Source organism: Tenacibaculum sp. SM2510, from assembly GCF_057002845.1.
In genome coordinates, this window is the sequence record NZ_CP192703.1 from 2,643,222 (window position 1) to 2,663,820 (window position 20,599).

Below are 20,599 nucleotides of genomic sequence, written 5' to 3' on the forward strand. Positions count from 1 at the left end.
AATTTATTATTCATAATAATAACCTTTTAAAGGTTATGTAAGGACTGCTAAATACAGAAAGCACCCATTTTAGGCATACTATTAGGTTGTTTAATTGTATGAGCTGTAATTTGTGTACATATTTTAGATAGTATTTTACTCGCCAAAAAACATAAAAATGAAGAATATTTTTAAGAAAGAAATAACGAACGAAATAATTAGTAGAATTGATAAATTAGCACCTGATACCCAACCAAATTGGGGAAAAATGTCTGTTGCAAAGATGTTAGCGCATTGTTGTGTTGCCTATGAGATGGTTTATACAGACAAACATCCAAGACCAAATGGTTTTGTAAGGATGATACTTAAAACGTTTGTGAAAAAGGCCGTTGTGAACGAAACTTTTTATGCCAAAAACGGAAGAACCGCTCCGCAATTTATAATTACTGATGAACGTAAATTTGAAACTGAAAAGAAACGTTTGATAGCTTTTATAATTAAAACGCAAGAATTAGGTGAAGGCTATTTTGATGGAAAAGAATCACACTCTTTCGGTAAATTAACAAAACAAGAATGGAATAATTCATTTTACAAACATTTAGAACACCATTTAAAGCAGTTTGGAGTTTAGAAAAGAGTGTTGAACTTAAACGTTAAGATGTAATAAAGCATTCCTGTTGTAACCAATAAATGAATTCCGAAACCAATATAATTCACCCCTCTTACAATGGTTTTAGTGTTAAAATTTTTAATGTAAAACAAAGCTGATATTATAATACAAGCCTCTAAACATATTAAGGCTAATTCTATAAACTCGATATTATATTGTTTTACATTAATACCCCAAAAAAATAAAAAACTAGTTGCAATAGCTAAATTTAAATAAGAAACTATTAAGGTTGTGTTTTGCTTTTTATACCCAATGATAATAGCAGTAATATGACAACTTAAAATAATAATCATTAAAATACTTACGATTATATCACTCATAGTTATTTAGCGATTTTTTTGAAATTGTAATTTGTCTGTCATAGTCAGTATTTTAATACTTTACAGAAGGTTTTCCTGTTTCGAGGTATGAAATAAGGTTAAGATAGGATTGTTCGTTACCTTTAACAAAAAACTGCATTAAGGATTTGTACTTTTCGTTGTTTTTATATCCAATTCCGAAAGATGTCACTTTTGTTTTTGAAACACTTAGTTCTTCAAAAAGAATAACATTATATAAATTTTTTTCATCCTCTTTCATAAATTTTGGAAAATTCTTTGAAATCTCTGCTTGAAGGGTAATCATTCGGTTTGGAACGTAATTTAAGATGTGTAAGGTAATTGTTGTATCGTCTCCTATTTTACCATTTTTATTGTAGTTTGTTTGAATAAGTCCGTTGATTTTAAAATCAATTTCAGCCATTGAAACGGCCCAATTCTCCCAGCCTTCTTTTGTAGAATATGCATTCCAAACAGAATCGATTGGTACGTTTACGATAAATTTCTGAATTAGAGCTAATTCGTTGTTGTAGGTCGAATCTATTTTAGATATTACACGTTTCTGTTCTGTTTTATTTTTCTTTTGGGCGAATGAGAAAGAGCTCAAAAAGATTGAAAAAAGTATAATTAGTATATTTTTCATGTCTGCTTATTTTTAATTGTTACGATATTTCTTCAAATCGTAGCCAACTGTTTGTGCGTTTTAAGCTTGAAAGTTAGCAAATAAAAACCGAATAGAGAATCTGCGAGGTTTTTGTGAGTAGGCTAGAACTGAGTAATTAATAATACACCCTATTACCACCTGCTTTTTATGTGTTATCCAAAATAACTACTTATTCCACTTAAAATACTTTGTACAGCATAAGAAGCTAAAATAAGTCCCATAATTTTACTTATCACCGTAATACCATAATCACCTATTCGTTTTTGTAAATGATTTGCTACTAAAAGAATAAGACAAGTAATTCCGATTACAAGTAAAACTATTACAGTTGTGATAGTTTGTTGTTGAATTGAGTAAATATGATTGTCTGTCATTAAAACAACAGCCATAATTGCTCCTGGTGATGCTATAGAAGGAATTGCAATTGGAAATATAGTAACGTGTTTATAGTCTGTGATTCTGTTTTTTTCTAGTTCAGGTTTTCCATCTCCGAATATCATTGTTAATGCAAATAAAAATAGAATTACACCACCTGAAATTTGAAAAGCATCAAGTGATACAGACATTCCTTCTAAAATTAGTTGTCCAATTATAATGAAAAATAAAAGAATCAAAAAAGCAATTACTGATGCTCTAATAGCAATTTTCTTTTTATGAACTAAATCAAACTCTTTTGTTGCTTCAAGATAAACAGGTATTGAACCAATTGGGTCAATTACGGCAAAAACAAAAAACATTGTGGTTAAAAATTCTACCATTTTATTTTATTTCGGGGTTAACAGAACAAATTTTAAGACACTTATTGCAAGGAGCAAATTTAATGACTAATATAATTGGTAAAGAATTAATTTACGTTTTTATTTGATCTGATAATCGTCAATTATTGTTTTGATTCCTTCCTGATAAGAAGTTACTTTAAATTCGGGAAACTTATTATTAAATTTAGAAGAGTCAAATATATTATCGATGGTGTAACGAGGTAGCAATTCTTGCGTTTCTTTACTATTGGTGTTAAAAAAGGAAGCTGTTTTTAAGATAAACGAATTTAATACATCGTATTTTATGGTACGACCTAATTGCTTGGAGATTTCTGCAATAATTTCTTTGTAAGTAAGTCGGTTATCATCGCAAGGTAGGTGCCAAGTTTGTGTATATGTTTCGGAATGGTTTGCTATTAAAGCCATTGCTTTACTTGCATCTGGTGCATAAATTAAAGTTCGTAACACATTGTCGTTTAATAATACTTTTGGCTTTTTATTGGCTTTTAATTTCTCGAAAACAAGTGTGTTTGTAATTCCTTTTGTTTTACCCGGGCCATAAAATTCAGGCGCTCGACATATAACAGCTTCAATTTCTTTTTCTTCCATCGCTTTCAATAAAAGTTCAGCAGTAATTTTTTTTGCAATCCCTTTTTTGCCTTTTGATTTTAATAAAGTGTCTTCTTTTTGAACTTTACTATTCTGTGCATACGCATAGGTATTGTCAAAATATACGAGTTTACAATTGTTTGCCTTACAGGCACGAATTACGTTCTGCATTATTTTAGGCCAATCGCTTAACCAAATTTCAGATTTATATGGAAGACCAACAGTTAAATACGCAATTTTAGCATTTACTAAAGCTTTATTTACATCTTTAGGGTTAAGTAAATTTCCTTTGAATAAAATATCGTCAGGATTTACTTTTTTAGGATTCCTTCCAACCAGTTTTATTTCATCGGTATAATTGGCTCTTAATTCTTTCGCTAACCCCTCTCCAATTATCCCGTTGGCTCCTAAAATTACTTGCATATTTTTTAATGATTTATACTTTCCTTATTAACTTAGTAATTACAGCTATTCTTGTTCAAAAATAATACTTCTTTCCGTTTTTTTCTTATACATATTCTTAGTTATCATCTCTTTGTTCGCTGTTGAGCAATAGTTTTTACTATTTGGATTTAGTGCATATTCGAGTTGATGTTCTATCATTTTTTCAAAAGGAAGTAGGAAATTCTTTGTGTCACATTTTTCTAAATTACCCTTGTTAAGTAAGTTTATTACTGTATAAACAGATTCAATAGTACTAAGGCAAAGAGATTCTGGTTGCTGTTTAATAATAAATTTAGATTTTATTTTATTATCAAAACTTACTCTTTTTAGTCTTTGTAAGTTCATACTTAGTTTAAGCATTTTACGAGCGCAAGGCCATGTGCCATCAAGAATGAAAATGTGTGGATTATTACCCATAAAAGAATTTATTTCTGAACTTTTTCTTGTAGAGAAGTTGAGATTATCTTTTCCTGGATACAATAAAAAAGAGTCGCTTTTTTCATTTGACAGTATTTCATTTACACGCTTATTATTGGTGAAATCAACACCAACTATAACTTCTGAATTTTCAAGTTGAAGATTCGTAATATGTCCCGTTCCGCTTTTTTCCTTTCGGTACTCTTTCGGGTGCATCAAAATGATAAAACGAGTCTTCGTATGAAAAGGACTAATATATTTACAAATACACGTACTTGAAGGTCTCATACATTTGTAGCACTTAATTCTTGTTTTTTTTATTTCTACCTGCAAGATGAATGTCTTTTTGTTTTTTAATTTGGCTACAATATGTTTAAACAATTACAAACCGAATATAAAATTCGCACTACTTTTGTAAGTAGTCTAAGGTTAGCAATAAATTAGCTATGATGTTAGGGCTAGTTTTATTTCTTTTCTTCTCGTAAAATTTTCTCTATTTTGCGACCTCTTGCCAATTCGTCAATAAGTTTTTCCATACGTCTACATTGTTTATACAACTCAAATTCATCTTCTATTTCTTCAATTCGGTAACCACAAACGACCCCTTTAATTAAGTGTGCGTTAGGATGTATTTTAGCTTTTTGAAAAAATGTTCTAAAAGTCACTTTCTTTTCAATGAGTACTTGTAATTCATCTTCATTAAAGCCAGTTAACCATTGTATTACTTGGTTAAGCTCTTCTTTTGTTCTACCATTCTTCTCTAACCTATTTAAATAAAGCGGATAAATGGATGCAAAGATCATATTAGCAACTTTCTCATTTTTTTCTGCTGTAACTTTCATGTTTATTTGTTTTCGACAGTAGTTTTTATGTCAATTAATTCTTTTTTAATAAGTTTTTTCATTGACTTGTTTAACATTTTTTCAAAAATAAAAGCCATAATTTTTCCTTTAAATGAAATAGCCTCCGAACTAAATTCCATTGTTAAAAAAGTACTGTTTTCTTTTTCAGAAAGTTTTAAAATAGTTTGATAAATAGCGCCGTTACTTTCGGCTCTTGTTTTGTAATAGTTGTTTTCTGTAGCCTCTGTTATCCACATTGTTTCCGTAGCAGATTTACCGAATATTGTTCTTGTTTCCTTCCATTTTAAACCGATTACTGTGTCTTTTGGTTTATTAAGAAGTTGAATTTTATCAATTCCAGATATTGTGTTCATAGAATTTTCAATATCTGTAATTACCTTCCAAACTTTTTCTTTAGATGCTTTTATTTCTATGTCAATAGTTATATTCATATCACTACTTTATAAGCGGATTTATTATTTTCGCATATAATCAAATGCACCTTTACGAAGATTTATTCCATACTCCAAATAGGCTTTTAAACAAGCAAGGAAGTTTGCCCATCCCCCCGAATTTTCTAAAGCCCATTTCAGGTTATTTTCATTAAGTTCCTTACCGCTTTCGTTAACTCTTATTAAGGTACTGTTGTCGGGTAATTTTTCTAATGTAATTTTTACAACAGTTTCTGGGTCCCAAACGAAGCAAATCGAAAGATTGGTTTCAATTTTGATTTCTTTGATAGGGAATTTATCACTAAATTCAGGAAATTCCCAAATTACTTCTTTCCCTGATTCAAGTCGTCCGCTACTTTCCGAAATGAAATATTTAGTCATTTTCGAAGGGTTTACAATTCCTTCAAAAACTTCTTCTATCGGTTTTTGAATCTGTATAGTCGCATTAGATTCTAGCTTCATATTGATTTTTTAGTTTTTGTAAATCTTTTTATAGTCGTTACTAATTGATGTTAGCCATTTTTGTATGGAAAATTACCTAATTAAGCAACTAAGTTAGCAAACAAATCACATATAGAAAATTTCAGCGAAATTTTTGTAAGTAGGCAGTGATCAAGAAATTAATTATACATCATGGTGTTGTTGCATGTTTTTGTTTCCATTTCGAACTAAAATTAGCTGCATTCAAGGTTCTAACGCAACAAACGTTGCAGTTTATTTAATGAGTCTAAGCTACAAATTTTAGTTCAGAATCTATAATTTCTTTAGGCGTTTTATACCCTATAATTTTTCGAGGTCTATTGTTTAATTTTTCTTGAATAATGATGAGTTGCTTTTTGTTAATTAGATTGAAGTCTGTTCCTCTTTTCTTTTTAGGAGATCTCCTTCGTGTTTTTTTACGTACAAGTAGATTGATTAGTTTTTTATTTAAACGAGCTTGAGGTTGCGTATAAATGCATCTATAAATAGATTCATGTGATATTGACATAATTGGGTCATTAGGAAAATTTAGTTTTAATTTTCCTGCAATTTGTTCAGGTATCCATTGTGATAAAAGTCCTTTAAAAACATAAACTCTAAGTTTTTTATGAATAGATATTTTATCAGTATTTCTTTTGTTTAGATAATCGTCTTTAGCATTCCAGTTAGCTAATTCAGTAGCGTATTTATCCTTATCAGTTTGTACCCATTTATTAACTTCTCTAGTGATAGTAGAACGAGATCTATTTAGAGTTTTGGCGATGTAAGATTTAGACTTATTTTCTTTTAAAAGTGTCTCAATTTGAATCCTTTCTTTAAGAGTAAGTCGACTAGTTTTTTTACGTATCATAATAACAAATCTAATAATTTAGATTTGTTGCGTTAAGTTCTTGAGTACGCAGAGTGATTTCTAAATTTTTTACTAACGTGTTTGTGTATGGTTATTTGCGTGTTTCAAGCACTAAAGTTAGCAAATAAAACACAGATAGAAAGTCCGCGAGGACTTTCGTAAATTGGCTAAAACCAGCAATTTTTTTTATACGGCTTAAGTTAGCAATTTAATAAAAAGGTTAAATTTAAGAGTTATAAATCAGAAAGAATAAAAGAGAGAATTAAGGTTAATATATACGGTGAAGCTTTAGACTTCGACAACATTGATAATCCTCTCTCTTTTCTACTAAAAATCACGTTCAGTTCTGTGAGACCTAGATCTCGTTTTCAAGTTGTTGTGAGTCAAGTAGATTATTCTTTCATAAAACAGTTCTTATGAATAAATATAAGGAAATTTTTGGAGTTGACATTAGCAAAGACGTATTTGATGTTTATGGAAGCAAAAAGGGGCATAATCAATTTAAAAATAATGCGTCAGGTTTTAGATCTTTTCTAAAAAGTCTACCTAAAGAATCATTAGTAATAATGGAAGCAACAGGTTATTATCATTACAGGTTAGCGCAGTTTTTATACAAAGAAAAGCAAGTAGTTTCGGTTGTAAATCCTTTATCAGTAAAGCGTTTTATACAGATGAAATTAGCGAAAGTAAAAACGGATAAGAGTGATGCGAAAGCGATTTGTGAGTATGGTAAAATTAATGAAGTTCCTTTATATACAGCTCTGACAGATGTTCAAAGTGAGTGTTTACAGCTTTTCAGATGGTTAGATGCTTTGATAAAGAAAAGAACAGCTACTAAGAATAAGATTCATGGAGAGCAAGTTTTAAGAGTTCCATCAAAGTTTGTTTATCGCTCTTTAAATAGGGTAAAAAAATACTTAGACAAAGAAATTTTGGGTATAGAAGACAAATTACTTTCTTTAGTAAAACAAGATGAACAGCATCAATTAACATTGTTGCAGAGTATTCCAGGAATAGGAATGAAAACAGCTTTGTTTTTAATTGTGGTTACCGATGGCTTTAAGAAATTCGAAAGCGCATCACAACTCTGTAGTTATGTTGGTATCACACCTACAATACGAGAGTCGGGGAGTAGTGTAAGAGGTCGAAGTAGGATTAGTAAAGTAGGTAATAGAAAGTTACGGAATCTTTTGTTTTTATGTTCCTTTAATGCATGCAAACATAATAAAGCATGTAGAGATATTTATGAGCGTATTGTAAACAAAGGAAAGAGTAAAAAACTAGCATTAATAGCAGTTTCTAATAAGTTAATAAAACAAAGTTTTGCAATAGCAAAATCGGGTTTACCTTACGATGAAAAGTACATTTCAGTATTACCTAAATAAGTAGTTATTATACAGGAAATAAAAACTCAAAATACCAAGTAGTAGCATTTTGAGTCTAGAATAATATTGCGTAAAATTAATGAAGAAAAGGTTTGTTTTTTACCTCAGTTCTTTGTTACCTGGCTGGCTTTTTTCCGCAAACTTGCTAGCGTTGGCAAAGACATACTCTTTTACAGTTTTGGTGAAGCTTGGATGGTGCGACTGGAAATGTTTATGGCTTTTAGCGTTGGCTAATATATTACCATATCATTTTTCATATTGAACAATAAATCGGCTAAATTTTTATTTCCTTCTTCAAGAATAGCTTTATTAATTCTTTTGTTCAAGTGTAAGTTTATATAATCTTTTAAAAAGATAAAGTCCTTAGATTCATCTTTAAAGTATTCTAGTAAACTTAATATTACAGTCTCATTTATTGCTTGTTTAAATAGTTCAATAGTATCGAGTGTAATACCTGCAGTAGCCAGCTTTTTATCATTTTTAACTTCTTCCATTTCTGTTGGTAATGGGCCAAAACCAATAGCTTTATTCGTTTTAGCGATTCGAAATGAGCTTTTTATTAAACTTGCAGAATCACACGCGAGTAAAAATAAATTTTGATTTTTGAAAATTCCCATTTCATTTCTTTTAACCAAAGGCTGTTTTGGAAAATCATCAAGTAATTCACCTCCATAAATTTGATTGTCTTGGCCGTGACCTAGGAATAATATTGTATTATTTTCTGGTAGATTCGAAATATTATCAAGACAACTTTTATAGGATTCTTCATTAGGATGAACTTCAATCAATTCAAATTCTATAGAATTAGATTTCATATTTTCTACAATAGAATATAAGAAATTAGTAGAAGGGTCGACAGAAATAATAACCGTTATCATCAATCTTTAAATTTATTTAAGTCAACTAAATGAGCTATTGTTAGTTCGACTAAATTTTTCTGAAAATCAATTCCATTTGGTAAATCCTTATCTATTTCGTGAGCAATTTCGGATAATGTTTTACCTTTAAATTTGGGGTAAACATTATTAAATATTAAGTCTGGGTATTTTTCTAAATAATCAATTAAGTGTTTAGAATAACTGTATTTTTCTTTGGGTTTAATAAATAACGAAAATAGGTCATTAGCTAAATTGTTTCTGTCAATAAAATCATCAATCTTTAGTTTTACTAGTTTTTTTATTTTATCAGGTGAATTTAATTGTTCAACAAGTTTGTCTTGCTCTGCTGAGTATAAGCAAAATTGGGCGAAACGTAATCTGTATTTTTGAGCTTTACTTTGATTCTTTATCCAGGAAAGTAGTTGATAACCATCTAAATTTTCATCTGAATAATCATAATCAGAAGCTACGATATCAAAATTTTCTTGTGAGTAATTTTCTATAATGTATTCTTTAATTTTTTTTAGATCTAGTATTACTTTTTGATTCTCATCTCTTTTTTTAAACTTTTCATCATTTAAATTCAAAAATGTTTCATCAAGGTCAAATCCGGAACGTTTTAGTTTCTTTCTTAGGTTCTCGATTTGCGAATCGATTCTATTGTCGTCTATGTATAATAGTCTAGCTACACTCATATTGTATTGAAAATGATTTTGAAAGATGCACCTTTTAACTTTAAATTATTACCCAGAAAAGATATATCACAATTCATATCATTTAATAGGCTTTTAGTATAAAAAAGACCAATTCCAGAACCACTCATATTAGTTGGCGCAACTTCACGAACTGAAAGTTCGAAAATTCTATTTGGGTCATTTAGAAATTTGTCTGCTAGCCCTTTTCCATCATCCGAAATGACCAAAGCCAATTGCTTTTCGTTAATGTTTTCAAAATCTAATAGAATATTCTTAGCGTTCCACTTTACAGCATTACTAATTATATTGTCCAGAATAATGGATAAATTTAATACACTTATATTTTTATTTAGATAGGATTTATTTGTTTCAAATTTGAATGAGATTTTATCAGAAAACGTTTCTCCATAGAGTGATATATATTCTTGTATATATGAAACTATATCAACATCTTTCTTTTCAATATCTTCTTTAAGGTCTGCTCTTGTTACAAATTCGGCCATTTTTAAAGATCTCTCTGCATTAATTTTTAAAAACCCTAATTTCTTAATCAAGTCCTCAATCTCAAAATCATCTTCAGTTAAATCGTCTATTATATTATCAAGACCATCTCTAATTTCTATATTATTTATTTTAATAGTATGTATTAAGCCATCAGCATCAGGACTTAAAGTCCTTCTCGTTGCAAGTAAGTATAGATTTTTTTCTTTTTCAATTTTGAAATTCTCCTCTGCTTTTTCCGCTTTTTCTTTATAAGTATTTGCTGTTTTGTCGGATTTTTCTTTTTCCCCTTTTAAGTTCTCGAGTTGAAATTGTAATTGTTGTATTAATATTGTTTGTTCTTCAATTGTAGTTTTATAATTCTGTAATTCTAAGACTGCTTTTGAAGTAATTTCATTGGTGTTGTATTTTCCAAATTCCTTTATTTGTTTTTCTAAATCTGCATTTTGCTCTGCTTTCCTTAGTAAAATTCTATTCAATGTTTCAGAGTCAATCTTTTTGTTATCAAAGTCTTCAATTAACTGTTGAAATTCTCTTTCTGATTTTTCTTTTTCTTCCTCTATTTTTTGAGTAATAAGTTTTTCATTAATATAGAGTTCAATTACATCATTTGTTTTAGCAGAAATTATGGAATGTATTGCACTATAGATTCGTCTTTGTTTTGTATTATAATCTTCTCTAAATTCTAAATCATCTTCAAAAATATCGCCAGATACTATTTTGGATTCTATATCTTTTAGAATTTTAGCATCTTCTTTGTCTTGACTGTCATAAATAGAACTATCCCAGTTAAGTCCTTCAACAACATATCTTTCTAGTCTTCTTAACGATTTATAAAAATAGCTATCATTTCTTTCAGAATTAGTTAGGTTTTTAAAGTTATCGTTTCTAACTATTCCTTCACGACTTGACACAATTTGAAAATCATTTTGTTCATCAAGAATTTCTATTTGACCAATAATATCTCGTAATCCAAGATACCTTCTTGTTCCTTGTGCTTTTCTTTGGTCTAATCCTAACCAATCATTACCAACTTCACCATATGGTGGAATTCTAAAACCATTTATAAATAGAAATACTGAGCCATAATTTACAGATTGGATACCAGTTTGTTTTGTGAAAAAAGCTTTTGCATAAGGGTTTAAGTAGTAAAGTGACGTTTTTACGTTTTTAATAAATGGATAGTAAGGATTCTTTTCCTTTATCCAAAAAACAGTTTCTCCTTTGTCTTTTAATTCAGTATAAATAACTTCACCATTTTCTATAGTTTTTGTTTCAATGCTTGTAGATTTAAAATCTAATTTATCAAATATTCTATTTTGAACTTTTCCTATAAATTTTTCGTGAGCTTCTCTATTGTTATTTTCTTTAATAAATTCGGGTGTATCTATAAAAATTCCGAAATCATCATTTTCAAAAGCTTGATTTGGGTTAATTAGTTTTTCAAGATATTTTTTTAAATCAACAAACTTTTCGGTATCCCATTTGATTATTGTTCCTTTTTTATCTCTTATAGGATAAGCCCAAGAGCTTCGTAATTTTATGACTTCTAACAATACACCTTGCTCAAATGGTTCAATTCCAAAATCAATTAACTCAGACTTTGTCAATGATTGATATTGTAAAGGGATAGATTGAATTTCTTTTTTTTCGTCTTCAATTTCAAATAGTTTCCAATCAATTGTCAATTTCACATATTCAGAATCGTTCTTTGTTTTAGCGTATAAATTTAGATATTCACCAAGCCTATCACAGGAAAATCGCCCAACACCTTTGGCACCTGCCATTCTTCTTTTGTGTTGGGTTTTGTTTGTTTTTTTCTCGGAATAAGCAATATTTAACCATTTATCTTGAATCCCATCTAAGTCCATTCCAAGCCCATTGTCTTGAATAATTAATCTTGATGTTTTATCAGAAAAGGTTTTATTTGTTTTGTCGTCATTATCTTTAAGATTAAGATAAGTTACAGTAACATTTTTAGCATCCGCATCAAACGAATTCTTAACTAATTCCAGAATAGCAATATTGTCATCATTGATTAAATCTTTACCAATTATGCTTTTTAATTGAACATTAGTTTTAAAATGTAGTTTTTGAATATCACCCATTAATTAGTTGTTTTAAAACTAAACCTGCTTGTTCTCCAAATAATGGTGGAATTGCATTTCCAATTTGTGAATATCTCGGAACCTCTTGTGTTCTTCTCTTTCCACCAGTAGTGTACTTACCCTTAAATTCATAAGTATCAGGAAAGGATTGGATTCTAGCGTACTCACGAACTGTCATAATTCTTGGTTCGCAGTAGTGAATGTAGTCATCAGGTAATGTCGTAATCGTTGGTGTCGGTTTATTTGCTTCAAGTATTTTAGTACTACTTTTTTTAAGTTGGAATCGTGCTCTATATGCTGAGCTTGTAAGGTTTTCATCCAATGCGATTTTAAACCTAGCTTTTATTGAATCTGTATGTTTTGCGAACCTATGACTATCAACTCTAGCATTTTTCCTTTTATACTTTCGGACAAATTTTTGATAATTTGATAAGGGTTCGCCATAAACTCCTTCTTTAAATTTAGGGGTTTCAGATTCAATTACTCCGTTAGATTGCAGTAAATCAGAAATTGCATTTTCTAAAGTAGGATTCAGAGTAAGATTTTTACTTATTAAAAAATTTTCTTTGTTATTTTGAATTCCATCAAAAAAGCTTTCTTTATTTATTGATGGATGTTCTTTGATAAAATCATTTTGAATACCAACTAAAATAAATCTTGTTCTTTTTTGAGGAATTCCATATTTGGAAAAATCTATCAACTGTCCTTTTACAGAATATCCTAGATTTTCTAGTTGTTCAACCACATATGTTGAATATGCTTTACCTTTTTTGTCATTATTTTTGAAACCAAGGGTGAAACCTTTGACATTTTCAAAGAAAATCAATTTTGGTTTTACATAGTCAATGAATTTTATGTAGGAATTAATTAAGTCATTTCTAGAGTCATTTTCGATTCTTCTTCCAGCCATTGAAAATCCTTGACAAGGCGGTCCACCTGCTACCAAATCGATTTTTCCTCTTAGCTTAATTAGGTCATTCGAATTGTTTTCTAGAATTTCATTTATATCGTGGTGTTTTTGTTCTAACCAATTTGGCCAATCAAAATGCTTTTTCTTTTTGATTAAATTGTGTTCAAGGGTTTTAAAAGCATCTTCGCTTTTTTCAATTGCAAAAGCGCCTTTCCATCCTGCATTATGTAAGCCAAGAGAAAGTCCTCCGCAACCCGAGAACAGGTCTATATATGTTTTAGAGTTGTTCATTTAAGCACTTTCTTTTGTTGAGTATAATAATTCTCTAATGTCAATATTTAAAGCATTAGCAATATTTAATAAATTCTCCAAAGATGGTTGTCTGGCATTAGTACACCATTGTGATATTGTAGATTCATCTTTTTCAAGTTTTTCTGCTAACCATTTATTTTTTCTTCTGGTTTCTGCTAATGCAACTTTGATTCTATTTATCTCCACTTTAGCCAATTTATTTGTGTTTTACGCAAATATATTAACTTATTCCTAATATTATTGACATTTTAGTAGATATTTTCTGTAAGAGTGAGTGGTGGGAAAAGGCAAGCTCTTTTTATTTTTGAGGCACGAAAAAAATAAAATGTGCTTGACTGCGCGTTGGCTTTTCAGCTTGCAGGTAACGTTGTTGTATATGGTTTGTTGCGTATTTTAAGTAGTGAATTTAGTAAATAAAACACAGATATAAAGACTGCGAGGATTTTCGTAAGTAAGCTAAAACTAGCAATAAATTATATACGGTGTTACCTGTCTGGCTTTTCTTTCCGCAAACTTGCTAGCGTTGGCAAAGACATACTCTTTTGCAATTTTTGGCGTAGCGTTGGCTTGAGCAAATTGTAAATGTGTATGGCTTTTAGCGTTGGCAATTTATAAAGCTAAACCTCTGTCAAAATCTACTTGATATTGTTGAGGAACTGTATTTCGAATAATTACTGCATTTTGATTTCCTCCCATAATAAATTGATGATTTGTAACAATGTTCTCTATAAATTCATTACAGTTAACTCGTGTTATAATTTTTCCAACACCAGCAGTATGGTTTAATGTTGCTGAAGTAGGAGGATTGTTTATATAAAACTTAATTCTACCTTCACTTCCCCAAGCACCTTGATTTTCATTATGCTCCCAAGTTAAAGAAGTTGTTCCATCAGATTTTGATAAATATCCAAGTAACTCATAATATTCACTTTCATTAGCAAATTGAATTTGGTTTTGCGTTCCAAAATTTTGTTGATACATAGTTTTATTTTTTTAGGCTACATTATATATCCTTGTTAATTCTCTTTTTATGGTTCTGAAATCAATATCATATTCTAAAGTTTCAGTTAATCCTGTGTTTATTACATATACAAGACTTTCTTTTCTGTAAATAAACTCTCCTTTTCTTAATGAACTTTCAACACTATCTGTTTTTGCTAACAAACAAATTAATTGATAATCTCTATCTATTTGTTGGGTTTTATTACTAGGATGTGCCTTTGTATAATGTTGTGTAGGTGTTAGTTTAATTAAGTTTTCAAGATAATGTGCAAGTAATGGAAATTCTGCTTTTGGGAAAATATGATGGATTTGCGTTGCTTCTCCATTAGCCCATTGGTCATTAATTTCACTTGAAGTGTACATCTTTCTAATCATATTCATTGCTTTTTGCACTTGATAATCTGAATATGCCTCATTTTGTTCAATCATCAAGTTTTCGTGTTCTGAAATGGCTTCATTTCTTGAAGTACTTTTACTTTTATCTACATCTCTCCAATTTGGTCTATTATACATTAAGTCAGTATAATATATTTGGTGTTTTGATAATCGTCCTCTAATTGTTCCTTCAATATTGTTTTGACACGAAAGAACATTTAGAATTTTTGGAAAGATTCTATTTACTTCTGTTGTTCCATTTATTGCTGTGTTACCAATAATAAACCTTTGAAAACGGGTTTTTAAATCTTGAAGTTCATTATTTGTAATTGAACCATTTAAACATTCGTCTTTGAATTTGTCAAAATGTCTTAACATATTACTGTCATCCAATACTTTAGTTAAGTATTGGTACAGAAAGATAAAAGCATTTCGTTCTTTTAGTCCAATAAATTCAAGTAATGCTCTATTCTCTATTTTATACATATTTTTTCTTCCATCTTTTCGCATAGATAGAATACCTGCATATGCTAATGTTCTTAAAGGTTGAGAAGTAAACTTGTCATATTCTAACTTTGTTGTTTCATTTTGTGCATCTGGTTTATTGAAAATACCTTTGACATTTGTATTAAAATAATTATCAGCCCAAATATCATCTTTTGTAAATTCAATATTTTGGTCTGCATCAAAATTCAGAACACAATCGGCAACTATACATAGAACATCAGGTGTTACTTTTTGGTCCATAAATCTTGCATCTTTACTTTTTCTTACGTCATAGTCAAACTTTTGCAAGTGATTGGCAATATTTTCTATCATTCAGTTAATTCTTTTAAAAGTCCGAAGAAAAACACAGAATTATTGTCAATGTTCAAAGAACGTGTTCCGTGATTTCTTGCTACTCGATAATAATTTTCAAATTCTTTTGTACTGTAAAATTCTAAATCTTTTTCAGTTGGTAATCTACTTCCGTTTTTTAAGGTCAGTAAGGCAACAGAACCATCAACAATTGTGTTTTTCGGTAAGAATGTTGCTCTTGGATAATAGGTTAAATTTGGAACCATTACAACATCATTTTCGTTGATGTATTTTGAAACTGCCAAGTTTTCCATATTATCGACATAACGGTCGTAGTTAACAAGGTCTTTAATTTCGTTATTCCCAATGTTTCTAGCTTTTAAAACCCTTATTTCACCATTGTTTTTAGTTAAAGATTTTGTTATTTGTCTATCTCTAAAACTCTGGAATATATCAAGTTTCATTTTTGAAGCAATTTCATCAAATTTATCGCTTCTATAAATTAACCAATAAGGAAAGTCATTAGATAAAATATATTTTTTACTTTTTAGAGAGTATTTTTTATCTATATAACTTTCAAGTTTAATAATATCGCTTTTTTCCTTTTCTATAGTATTTACTAAAAAGCTAATAGTTTCAATTTTTACACCTTTAAAAGCTTTTTCTCCATAATCGCAAATTTTTTCGAGATTATGACTGTTTATTAGTTCTCTAGTTTTATTAAACTCTGGAGAATTTAAAAGGCTTTTAGGAACGATTAAAGAAATATAATTCCCTAGTCTTATTGATTTTTCAATAAAAAAGGAAAATAAGTTATTAGTATCTGTGTTTTGTAAACCAAACTTATATCTTTCTAGCAGTTCTTTGTTTTTCGTTAGCTTTTTGTAAGGAGGGTTTCCAACTACTAAATCATATTTTAATCTAGTATTCCAGAGTAAGAAATCTATGTTTTTTAGATTGATTTTAAAGTTTTTTGGAACTTTAATCTTTTCTAAAATAGTTTTAAGTACTCTTAAAGAATTGTTGTCAATATCACAAACATCAATTACTACTTCTTCCTTTTCTCTATATTTTTCAATTAATTGTGGAATAAAATTACCAACTCCAACTGATGGTTCTAAAATACTAATTTTCTTTTTCTTTTTAAGTTCTGGTAAATCCTTAATTACTGTAAAAGCAATATCTTTTCTTGTGAAATAAGCAGATGTTTTTTGCCTTTCAGAATTCGAGAATTCTGAAATTAAAAAGATGTTTTCTAATGATATTTTGGTAAAATTTTCTTTGATAAAATTTATTAAATTATCTGTAATGTTTAAGTTGTTTTCTGCAACAAGACTGCATATTTCAGAACTTGATATTTTTTCCTTTTTGTAGAAATTTTTAATATTAGAAGCTATACTTTTAAAAACACCTGTTGGAACTGCTTCACCTAGACAATGTCTGATATTTAATTCTTCTTTTTTTAGAAAAAGTTTTTTTTCTAAATGGGTTCTTTCGTTTAAATCTTTCGTTTTTACATTAGACCACTCAAAACTTTCTGGAATTGACATCATTCGCATAAGTTCTCTTATCGAGAAAACTCGGTTGTCTCTTGGATGAACTGTATTTTGACTTGATAAAATATCATTTCTTGTATGAACGCAAGGACCTTCTTTATCCCAATACCATCTAGCGTATTTATCTCCGTTTTTGCTTTTGTTTGGAACTAATTTACCATCAATGACTCTATGAGGAATTCTTAATTCTTCAGTTTGTTCAAATGCAGATTGCCCTTCTGCTAAATTCTCAATCCAAGGGAGCATTCTTTGGTCAAATTCACGATAACCGTGAAAAATATCTTCGGAAATTTCACCCATTTCTTCTAATGCTGGTAAATCTCCAATAAGTTGTCGTAAAGATTTTGCTTTTTGTTTTTTAGGAAAAATATCAAAAGGAGAAACGTCTTGAATATCTTTTCTAATTCCAATTACCAATGTTCTTGTTCTGCTAGAATTTGAACCATATTCTTTAAAGTTTACTATTTTTGAAAGAATATTATATTGTCCACCAAGATTATATTTTATAGCTTCTTTAATTGGTTTATCAACTCCATCAATATCAGTACAAATAGTATTCAGAAACGCTCTTACGTTTTCGTAAATAAAAAATTTAGGAAGTATTTCTTGTGTTACTTTTATAGATTCAATTACTAATGAATTCCTTGATTTTTCATCATTTTTCTTGTGATTTGCAACTGACATTCCTTGGCAAGGTGGAGTTGAAATTAAAACGTCAGGTTCTTTTATTTTGTGTTTATCTTGCCAAAATTTTAGTTCTGTCAGAAGTTTTGCTTTAACATTTGGGTTAGAAATGTCTCCGCCAATATATCCAGTTTCGTATTTACATTTGTTATTGTAAGCTTGTATTTTAAGTCTTTTAGTTAAAAGTTCATTCGTTGCAATACATTCAAAACCATTTAATTTGAAACCATAGCAACCAACACCTGCACTACTGAAAAGACTAATATATGTTAATGGTTTTTTCATAGTTCGAGTTTTCCTTGTGTTGCGTTTATATTTTTCAAATAATTTGAAGTATCTTCTGCTACTGAAAAGACTAAATCAGAGCATTTGTATTTGTTGGCTTCTCTTGCGAATTTGTCTCCAAAAAATAAATCATTTACTTCTTGATTATCAAATTGAAAAATTTTAGCAAGTTTATTCAGCTTGGATATACTAAACTTTTGAGTTCCATTTTCCATTCGGCTAATTGCACTTGAATTGATTCCGATTTTCGCACCGAATTCAGTCTGTGTCCATTCTCTTTTTTCTCTTTCTGTTTTAATGAAATGTCCGAAACTTGCCATTATTATGATTTTACAAATTATGATTTGACTGTATTTCTGCAAATGTAATTATAATTTGTGGATTTAGGGTCAAGTTGATGGCTAAAAAACAGCTCTTTTATTTTTTCGAGCGTTGGCATTTAGCGTTTGAAAAAAAATAAATGTGCTGTTTGCGCGTTGGCTTTCAGCTTGCAGGTAACGTTCAGTATAAGAAATCGTAGGGCAGGTGATAAGCACTATCGTTTCGGTTTATTACTTAGCTAAATATAAATATTTTGCTTTTATCTTTTCTTCTATAAACGCCAAATTTTATATTTAGCGGACTTTATAAATAAACACAGACCTTTCGGTTTAGCACAAACGCCCTATGTTTTTTATACCGTGTTCTACACAGTTTTTTCTTCCTCGTCTATTGGTATATTCTTCTCTTTACAATACTTTTCAATTTCTGAATCTGTTTTGAAATAGTCGTCACAGAAGCTTTCAAATTCCTTTTTTGTTCCTTTCACATATTTTTCAGGAGCGATTAACATAGTTTCAGTCTGTCCGATAAATTTTTCAAATTCAGAATTTATTTCGCATAACTTGTCTATTGTCTTAAAATCGAGTTCTTTATAAGTTGGTTGGAATAAAATTTTACTTTCGTATGGATTTCCATTCAATTCTATAATTCCGATTCCAAAAGATTGATTTAGTCGTTCCATTTCATTCATTAGGTTTTTGCTTATCTCAAATGCAACCAAATAACCATAATTTGCCCAACTAGAATTAGAAACAGCTTGAAAGAAGCATTTTTTCAGTTCGTAATCAGATTTTATTTCTCTTTTTAATTCGTATGATATTAAGTTAAATGCGTCAGCTTTATTTATAACTTTTAATAAGGCATTACTTGATGAGTTTTTAAGGTTCAAAAAGTCAATTCCTAACATATCTGGATGAATCCATTTTTGATGGTCATCTTTACTATTCGCTGATTTTTCGTGAAATATCGTTTTCGAGTATATGTTTTGACTTTTTAAATATGAGCTTAAAAGTTTATGTAAATCTCGTTCTTGATACTTTTTTGAAGCTGGTTTTTTAATTAAAGATTCTTTTTCAACAACTTCAGAAAGGTTTAATTCATTCTCATATTTAGCTAAATAATATTCAAATCCTTTTTTTCCTTTCACACGTTTAACTCTTGAGTCATTTTGTCTAATAAAATGACCTAATTGAGCTCCAATAGTATCAGAAGGAGTTTTTGCATTTCCCCAATCAATATAATTCTTTTCGTCAATCATTTTCAGAACTTCCAAATATGTGAAAGAACCAATGTTGTCTTCTAATACTTTTAAAATAGCTTCTTTTATTGTCATTTATTCGTGTTGTTGGTCAAATTGTGTAGAACGTCTCGTATATGAAAAGTAGCGCTGAAAATAGGCGATAATTTTCGAATTAAACACAAGCCGAATTTTTAGATTTTACTATTTATTTTATTTTTGGTGAATCGTCAAATTTAAAAATTTGGCGACTTTCAAAAAATGCCCAAACCTTCGTGTTAGCAACGACTTGCGCTATTTTTTATATACATTGTTACCCACCGTTTTTATCCGTTCAGTAATTTAGTTTCGAGTAGTGATAATGATTGTTCAATTCCGTCATCAACTATTTTTCCACGTATTTTGACTTTATTCAATTCCTTAATTTTTTGCTCGTCCGATTTGTTAGTAAAATAAGCAATTAAATCTCGTTTCTGTCCGTTGTAATCAACTTTTGCCAATAAGTAATGGTGTCCGCCGTCAGCTCCAGTCGATTGAATTTTAAAGTCCGTTAATTCGACTTCAAAGTCTTCTGTCTTTTCAAATAAACTCCAATAATTTTCAAAACTATCGCGACTAATTTCTGAAGTCTCAAAGTGATTTTTAAAATCAGTCAATAATAAATTGTTATCAGTCCAATAGCCATAGTTATTCTTAAATGGCATTTTCATAATTATTCTCCCGTTTTTATCCATTCCGATTTCACGTTCTGGAATTCCAGTTTCGTTATCCAATTCAACAATCCACGTTTCTACGAGGTCAATTTTATTTTCGAAATCAGGATTTGCTTTTGGAATTATCGTGCTTAAAATTCCAATTATGGCTTTTTTTAAATTCCGTTTTACTATTCCGTCAGCTTGAGCTATTTGCTCGCTTTTCGATATTTTAAATTGTATGTACGTTGTTTTTTTCAAATGGTGGGTAACGTGTTTGTACAAGATTAGTTGCTTTGGTTAAGTAATAAAATTACTAAATAATAACTGACAAAGAAAATTTGGGAGGATTTTCGTAAGCAAGCTAAAAGCAAGCAA

21 protein-coding genes and 1 pseudogene are annotated in these 20,599 nt (G+C 29.5%); 2 read left to right on the forward strand and 20 right to left on the reverse strand.

The window, feature by feature from the left end:
- Nucleotides 1-157 precede the first annotated feature (157 nt).
- Nucleotides 158-610, forward strand: coding sequence for a DUF1569 domain-containing protein (locus ACQ629_RS12010; protein ID WP_483705261.1), 453 nt, complete (start codon nt 158-160; stop codon nt 608-610).
- Here ACQ629_RS12010 and ACQ629_RS12015 read toward each other — a convergent pair.
- The 9 genes and pseudogenes from ACQ629_RS12015 to ACQ629_RS12055 form a co-directional block, all read right to left on the reverse strand.
- Nucleotides 607-969 carry a hypothetical protein gene (locus tag ACQ629_RS12015; RefSeq protein ID WP_483705263.1) on the reverse strand — a complete coding sequence of 121 codons (363 nt, stop codon included), beginning with the start codon at nt 967-969 and terminating at the stop codon, nt 607-609. The two genes, ACQ629_RS12010 and ACQ629_RS12015, sit on opposite strands and share 4 nt — an antisense overlap.
- Nucleotides 970-1,021: 52 nt before the next feature.
- Nucleotides 1,022-1,609: an SRPBCC domain-containing protein gene (locus tag ACQ629_RS12020; protein ID WP_483705265.1), complete on the reverse strand. Its 588-nt coding sequence runs from the start codon at nt 1,607-1,609 to the stop codon at nt 1,022-1,024.
- Nucleotides 1,610-1,782: 173 nt separating this feature from the next.
- Entirely contained in the window at nt 1,783-2,388 is a 606-nt protein-coding gene (locus tag ACQ629_RS12025; protein ID WP_483705267.1) for a MarC family protein, read from the reverse strand.
- A gap of 99 nt (nt 2,389-2,487) precedes the next feature.
- The gene (locus ACQ629_RS12030; RefSeq protein WP_483705269.1) at nt 2,488-3,420 is read right to left on the reverse strand and encodes an NAD-dependent epimerase/dehydratase family protein; all 933 of its coding nucleotides are present in this window, start codon (nt 3,418-3,420) and stop codon (nt 2,488-2,490) included.
- Between the two features lie 45 nt (nt 3,421-3,465).
- Complete coding sequence (locus ACQ629_RS12035; protein WP_483705271.1) at nt 3,466-4,239, reverse strand: tRNA-uridine aminocarboxypropyltransferase; 774 nt, start codon at nt 4,237-4,239, stop codon at nt 3,466-3,468.
- A gap of 83 nt (nt 4,240-4,322) precedes the next feature.
- On the reverse strand, nt 4,323-4,700 hold the full coding sequence (locus ACQ629_RS12040) for a DUF2200 domain-containing protein (RefSeq protein ID WP_483705273.1): 378 nt from the start codon (nt 4,698-4,700) through the stop codon (nt 4,323-4,325).
- A gap of 2 nt (nt 4,701-4,702) precedes the next feature.
- Complete coding sequence (locus tag ACQ629_RS12045; protein WP_483705275.1) at nt 4,703-5,152, reverse strand: SRPBCC family protein; 450 nt, start codon at nt 5,150-5,152, stop codon at nt 4,703-4,705.
- Nucleotides 5,153-5,176: 24 nt separating this feature from the next.
- On the reverse strand, nt 5,177-5,614 hold the full coding sequence (locus tag ACQ629_RS12050; protein WP_483705277.1) for an SRPBCC domain-containing protein: 438 nt from the start codon (nt 5,612-5,614) through the stop codon (nt 5,177-5,179).
- A gap of 322 nt (nt 5,615-5,936) precedes the next feature.
- Nucleotides 5,937-6,482 (reverse strand): annotated as a pseudogene (locus tag ACQ629_RS12055) (transposase); the annotation flags it as partial.
- 416 nt (nt 6,483-6,898) lie between these two features.
- Here ACQ629_RS12055 and ACQ629_RS12060 point away from each other — a divergent pair.
- A complete protein-coding gene (locus tag ACQ629_RS12060) occupies nt 6,899-7,867 on the forward strand; it encodes an IS110 family RNA-guided transposase (RefSeq protein ID WP_483705279.1) in 969 nt (322 codons plus the stop codon).
- Nucleotides 7,868-8,097: 230 nt separating this feature from the next.
- Here ACQ629_RS12060 and ACQ629_RS12065 read toward each other — a convergent pair whose 3' ends face one another.
- From ACQ629_RS12065 to ACQ629_RS12115, 11 genes are all read right to left on the reverse strand, one after another.
- Nucleotides 8,098-8,682, reverse strand: coding sequence for a hypothetical protein (locus ACQ629_RS12065; protein ID WP_483705281.1), 585 nt, complete (start codon nt 8,680-8,682; stop codon nt 8,098-8,100).
- Between the two features lie 62 nt (nt 8,683-8,744).
- Nucleotides 8,745-9,440, reverse strand: coding sequence for a hypothetical protein (locus ACQ629_RS12070; protein WP_483705283.1), 696 nt, complete (start codon nt 9,438-9,440; stop codon nt 8,745-8,747).
- The gene (locus ACQ629_RS12075; protein WP_483705285.1) at nt 9,437-12,049 is read right to left on the reverse strand and encodes a sensor histidine kinase; all 2,613 of its coding nucleotides are present in this window, start codon (nt 12,047-12,049) and stop codon (nt 9,437-9,439) included. The genes ACQ629_RS12070 and ACQ629_RS12075 overlap by 4 nt, the downstream gene beginning before the upstream one ends.
- Nucleotides 12,042-13,250: a DNA cytosine methyltransferase gene (locus tag ACQ629_RS12080; RefSeq protein WP_483705287.1), complete on the reverse strand. Its 1,209-nt coding sequence runs from the start codon at nt 13,248-13,250 to the stop codon at nt 12,042-12,044. The genes ACQ629_RS12075 and ACQ629_RS12080 overlap by 8 nt, the downstream gene beginning before the upstream one ends.
- Complete coding sequence (locus ACQ629_RS12085) at nt 13,251-13,457, reverse strand: helix-turn-helix transcriptional regulator (protein WP_483707225.1); 207 nt, start codon at nt 13,455-13,457, stop codon at nt 13,251-13,253.
- A gap of 423 nt (nt 13,458-13,880) precedes the next feature.
- Nucleotides 13,881-14,252 carry a hypothetical protein gene (locus ACQ629_RS12090; protein ID WP_483705289.1) on the reverse strand — a complete coding sequence of 124 codons (372 nt, stop codon included), beginning with the start codon at nt 14,250-14,252 and terminating at the stop codon, nt 13,881-13,883.
- A gap of 12 nt (nt 14,253-14,264) precedes the next feature.
- Nucleotides 14,265-15,395, reverse strand: a complete 1,131-nt coding sequence (locus tag ACQ629_RS12095; RefSeq protein ID WP_483705291.1) for a hypothetical protein — start codon at nt 15,393-15,395, stop codon at nt 14,265-14,267.
- Between the two features lie 68 nt (nt 15,396-15,463).
- The gene (locus ACQ629_RS12100; protein WP_483705293.1) at nt 15,464-17,971 is read right to left on the reverse strand and encodes a DNA cytosine methyltransferase; all 2,508 of its coding nucleotides are present in this window, start codon (nt 17,969-17,971) and stop codon (nt 15,464-15,466) included.
- Nucleotides 17,968-18,291: a helix-turn-helix domain-containing protein gene (locus tag ACQ629_RS12105; protein WP_483705295.1), complete on the reverse strand. Its 324-nt coding sequence runs from the start codon at nt 18,289-18,291 to the stop codon at nt 17,968-17,970. The genes ACQ629_RS12100 and ACQ629_RS12105 overlap by 4 nt, the downstream gene beginning before the upstream one ends.
- Before the next feature lie 365 nt (nt 18,292-18,656).
- Nucleotides 18,657-19,625 carry an HTH domain-containing protein gene (locus tag ACQ629_RS12110; RefSeq protein ID WP_483705297.1) on the reverse strand — a complete coding sequence of 323 codons (969 nt, stop codon included), beginning with the start codon at nt 19,623-19,625 and terminating at the stop codon, nt 18,657-18,659.
- A 230-nt stretch (nt 19,626-19,855) separates the two neighbouring features.
- On the reverse strand, nt 19,856-20,482 hold the full coding sequence (locus tag ACQ629_RS12115) for a hypothetical protein (protein ID WP_483705299.1): 627 nt from the start codon (nt 20,480-20,482) through the stop codon (nt 19,856-19,858).
- Between the last annotated feature and the right edge of the window lie 117 nt (nt 20,483-20,599).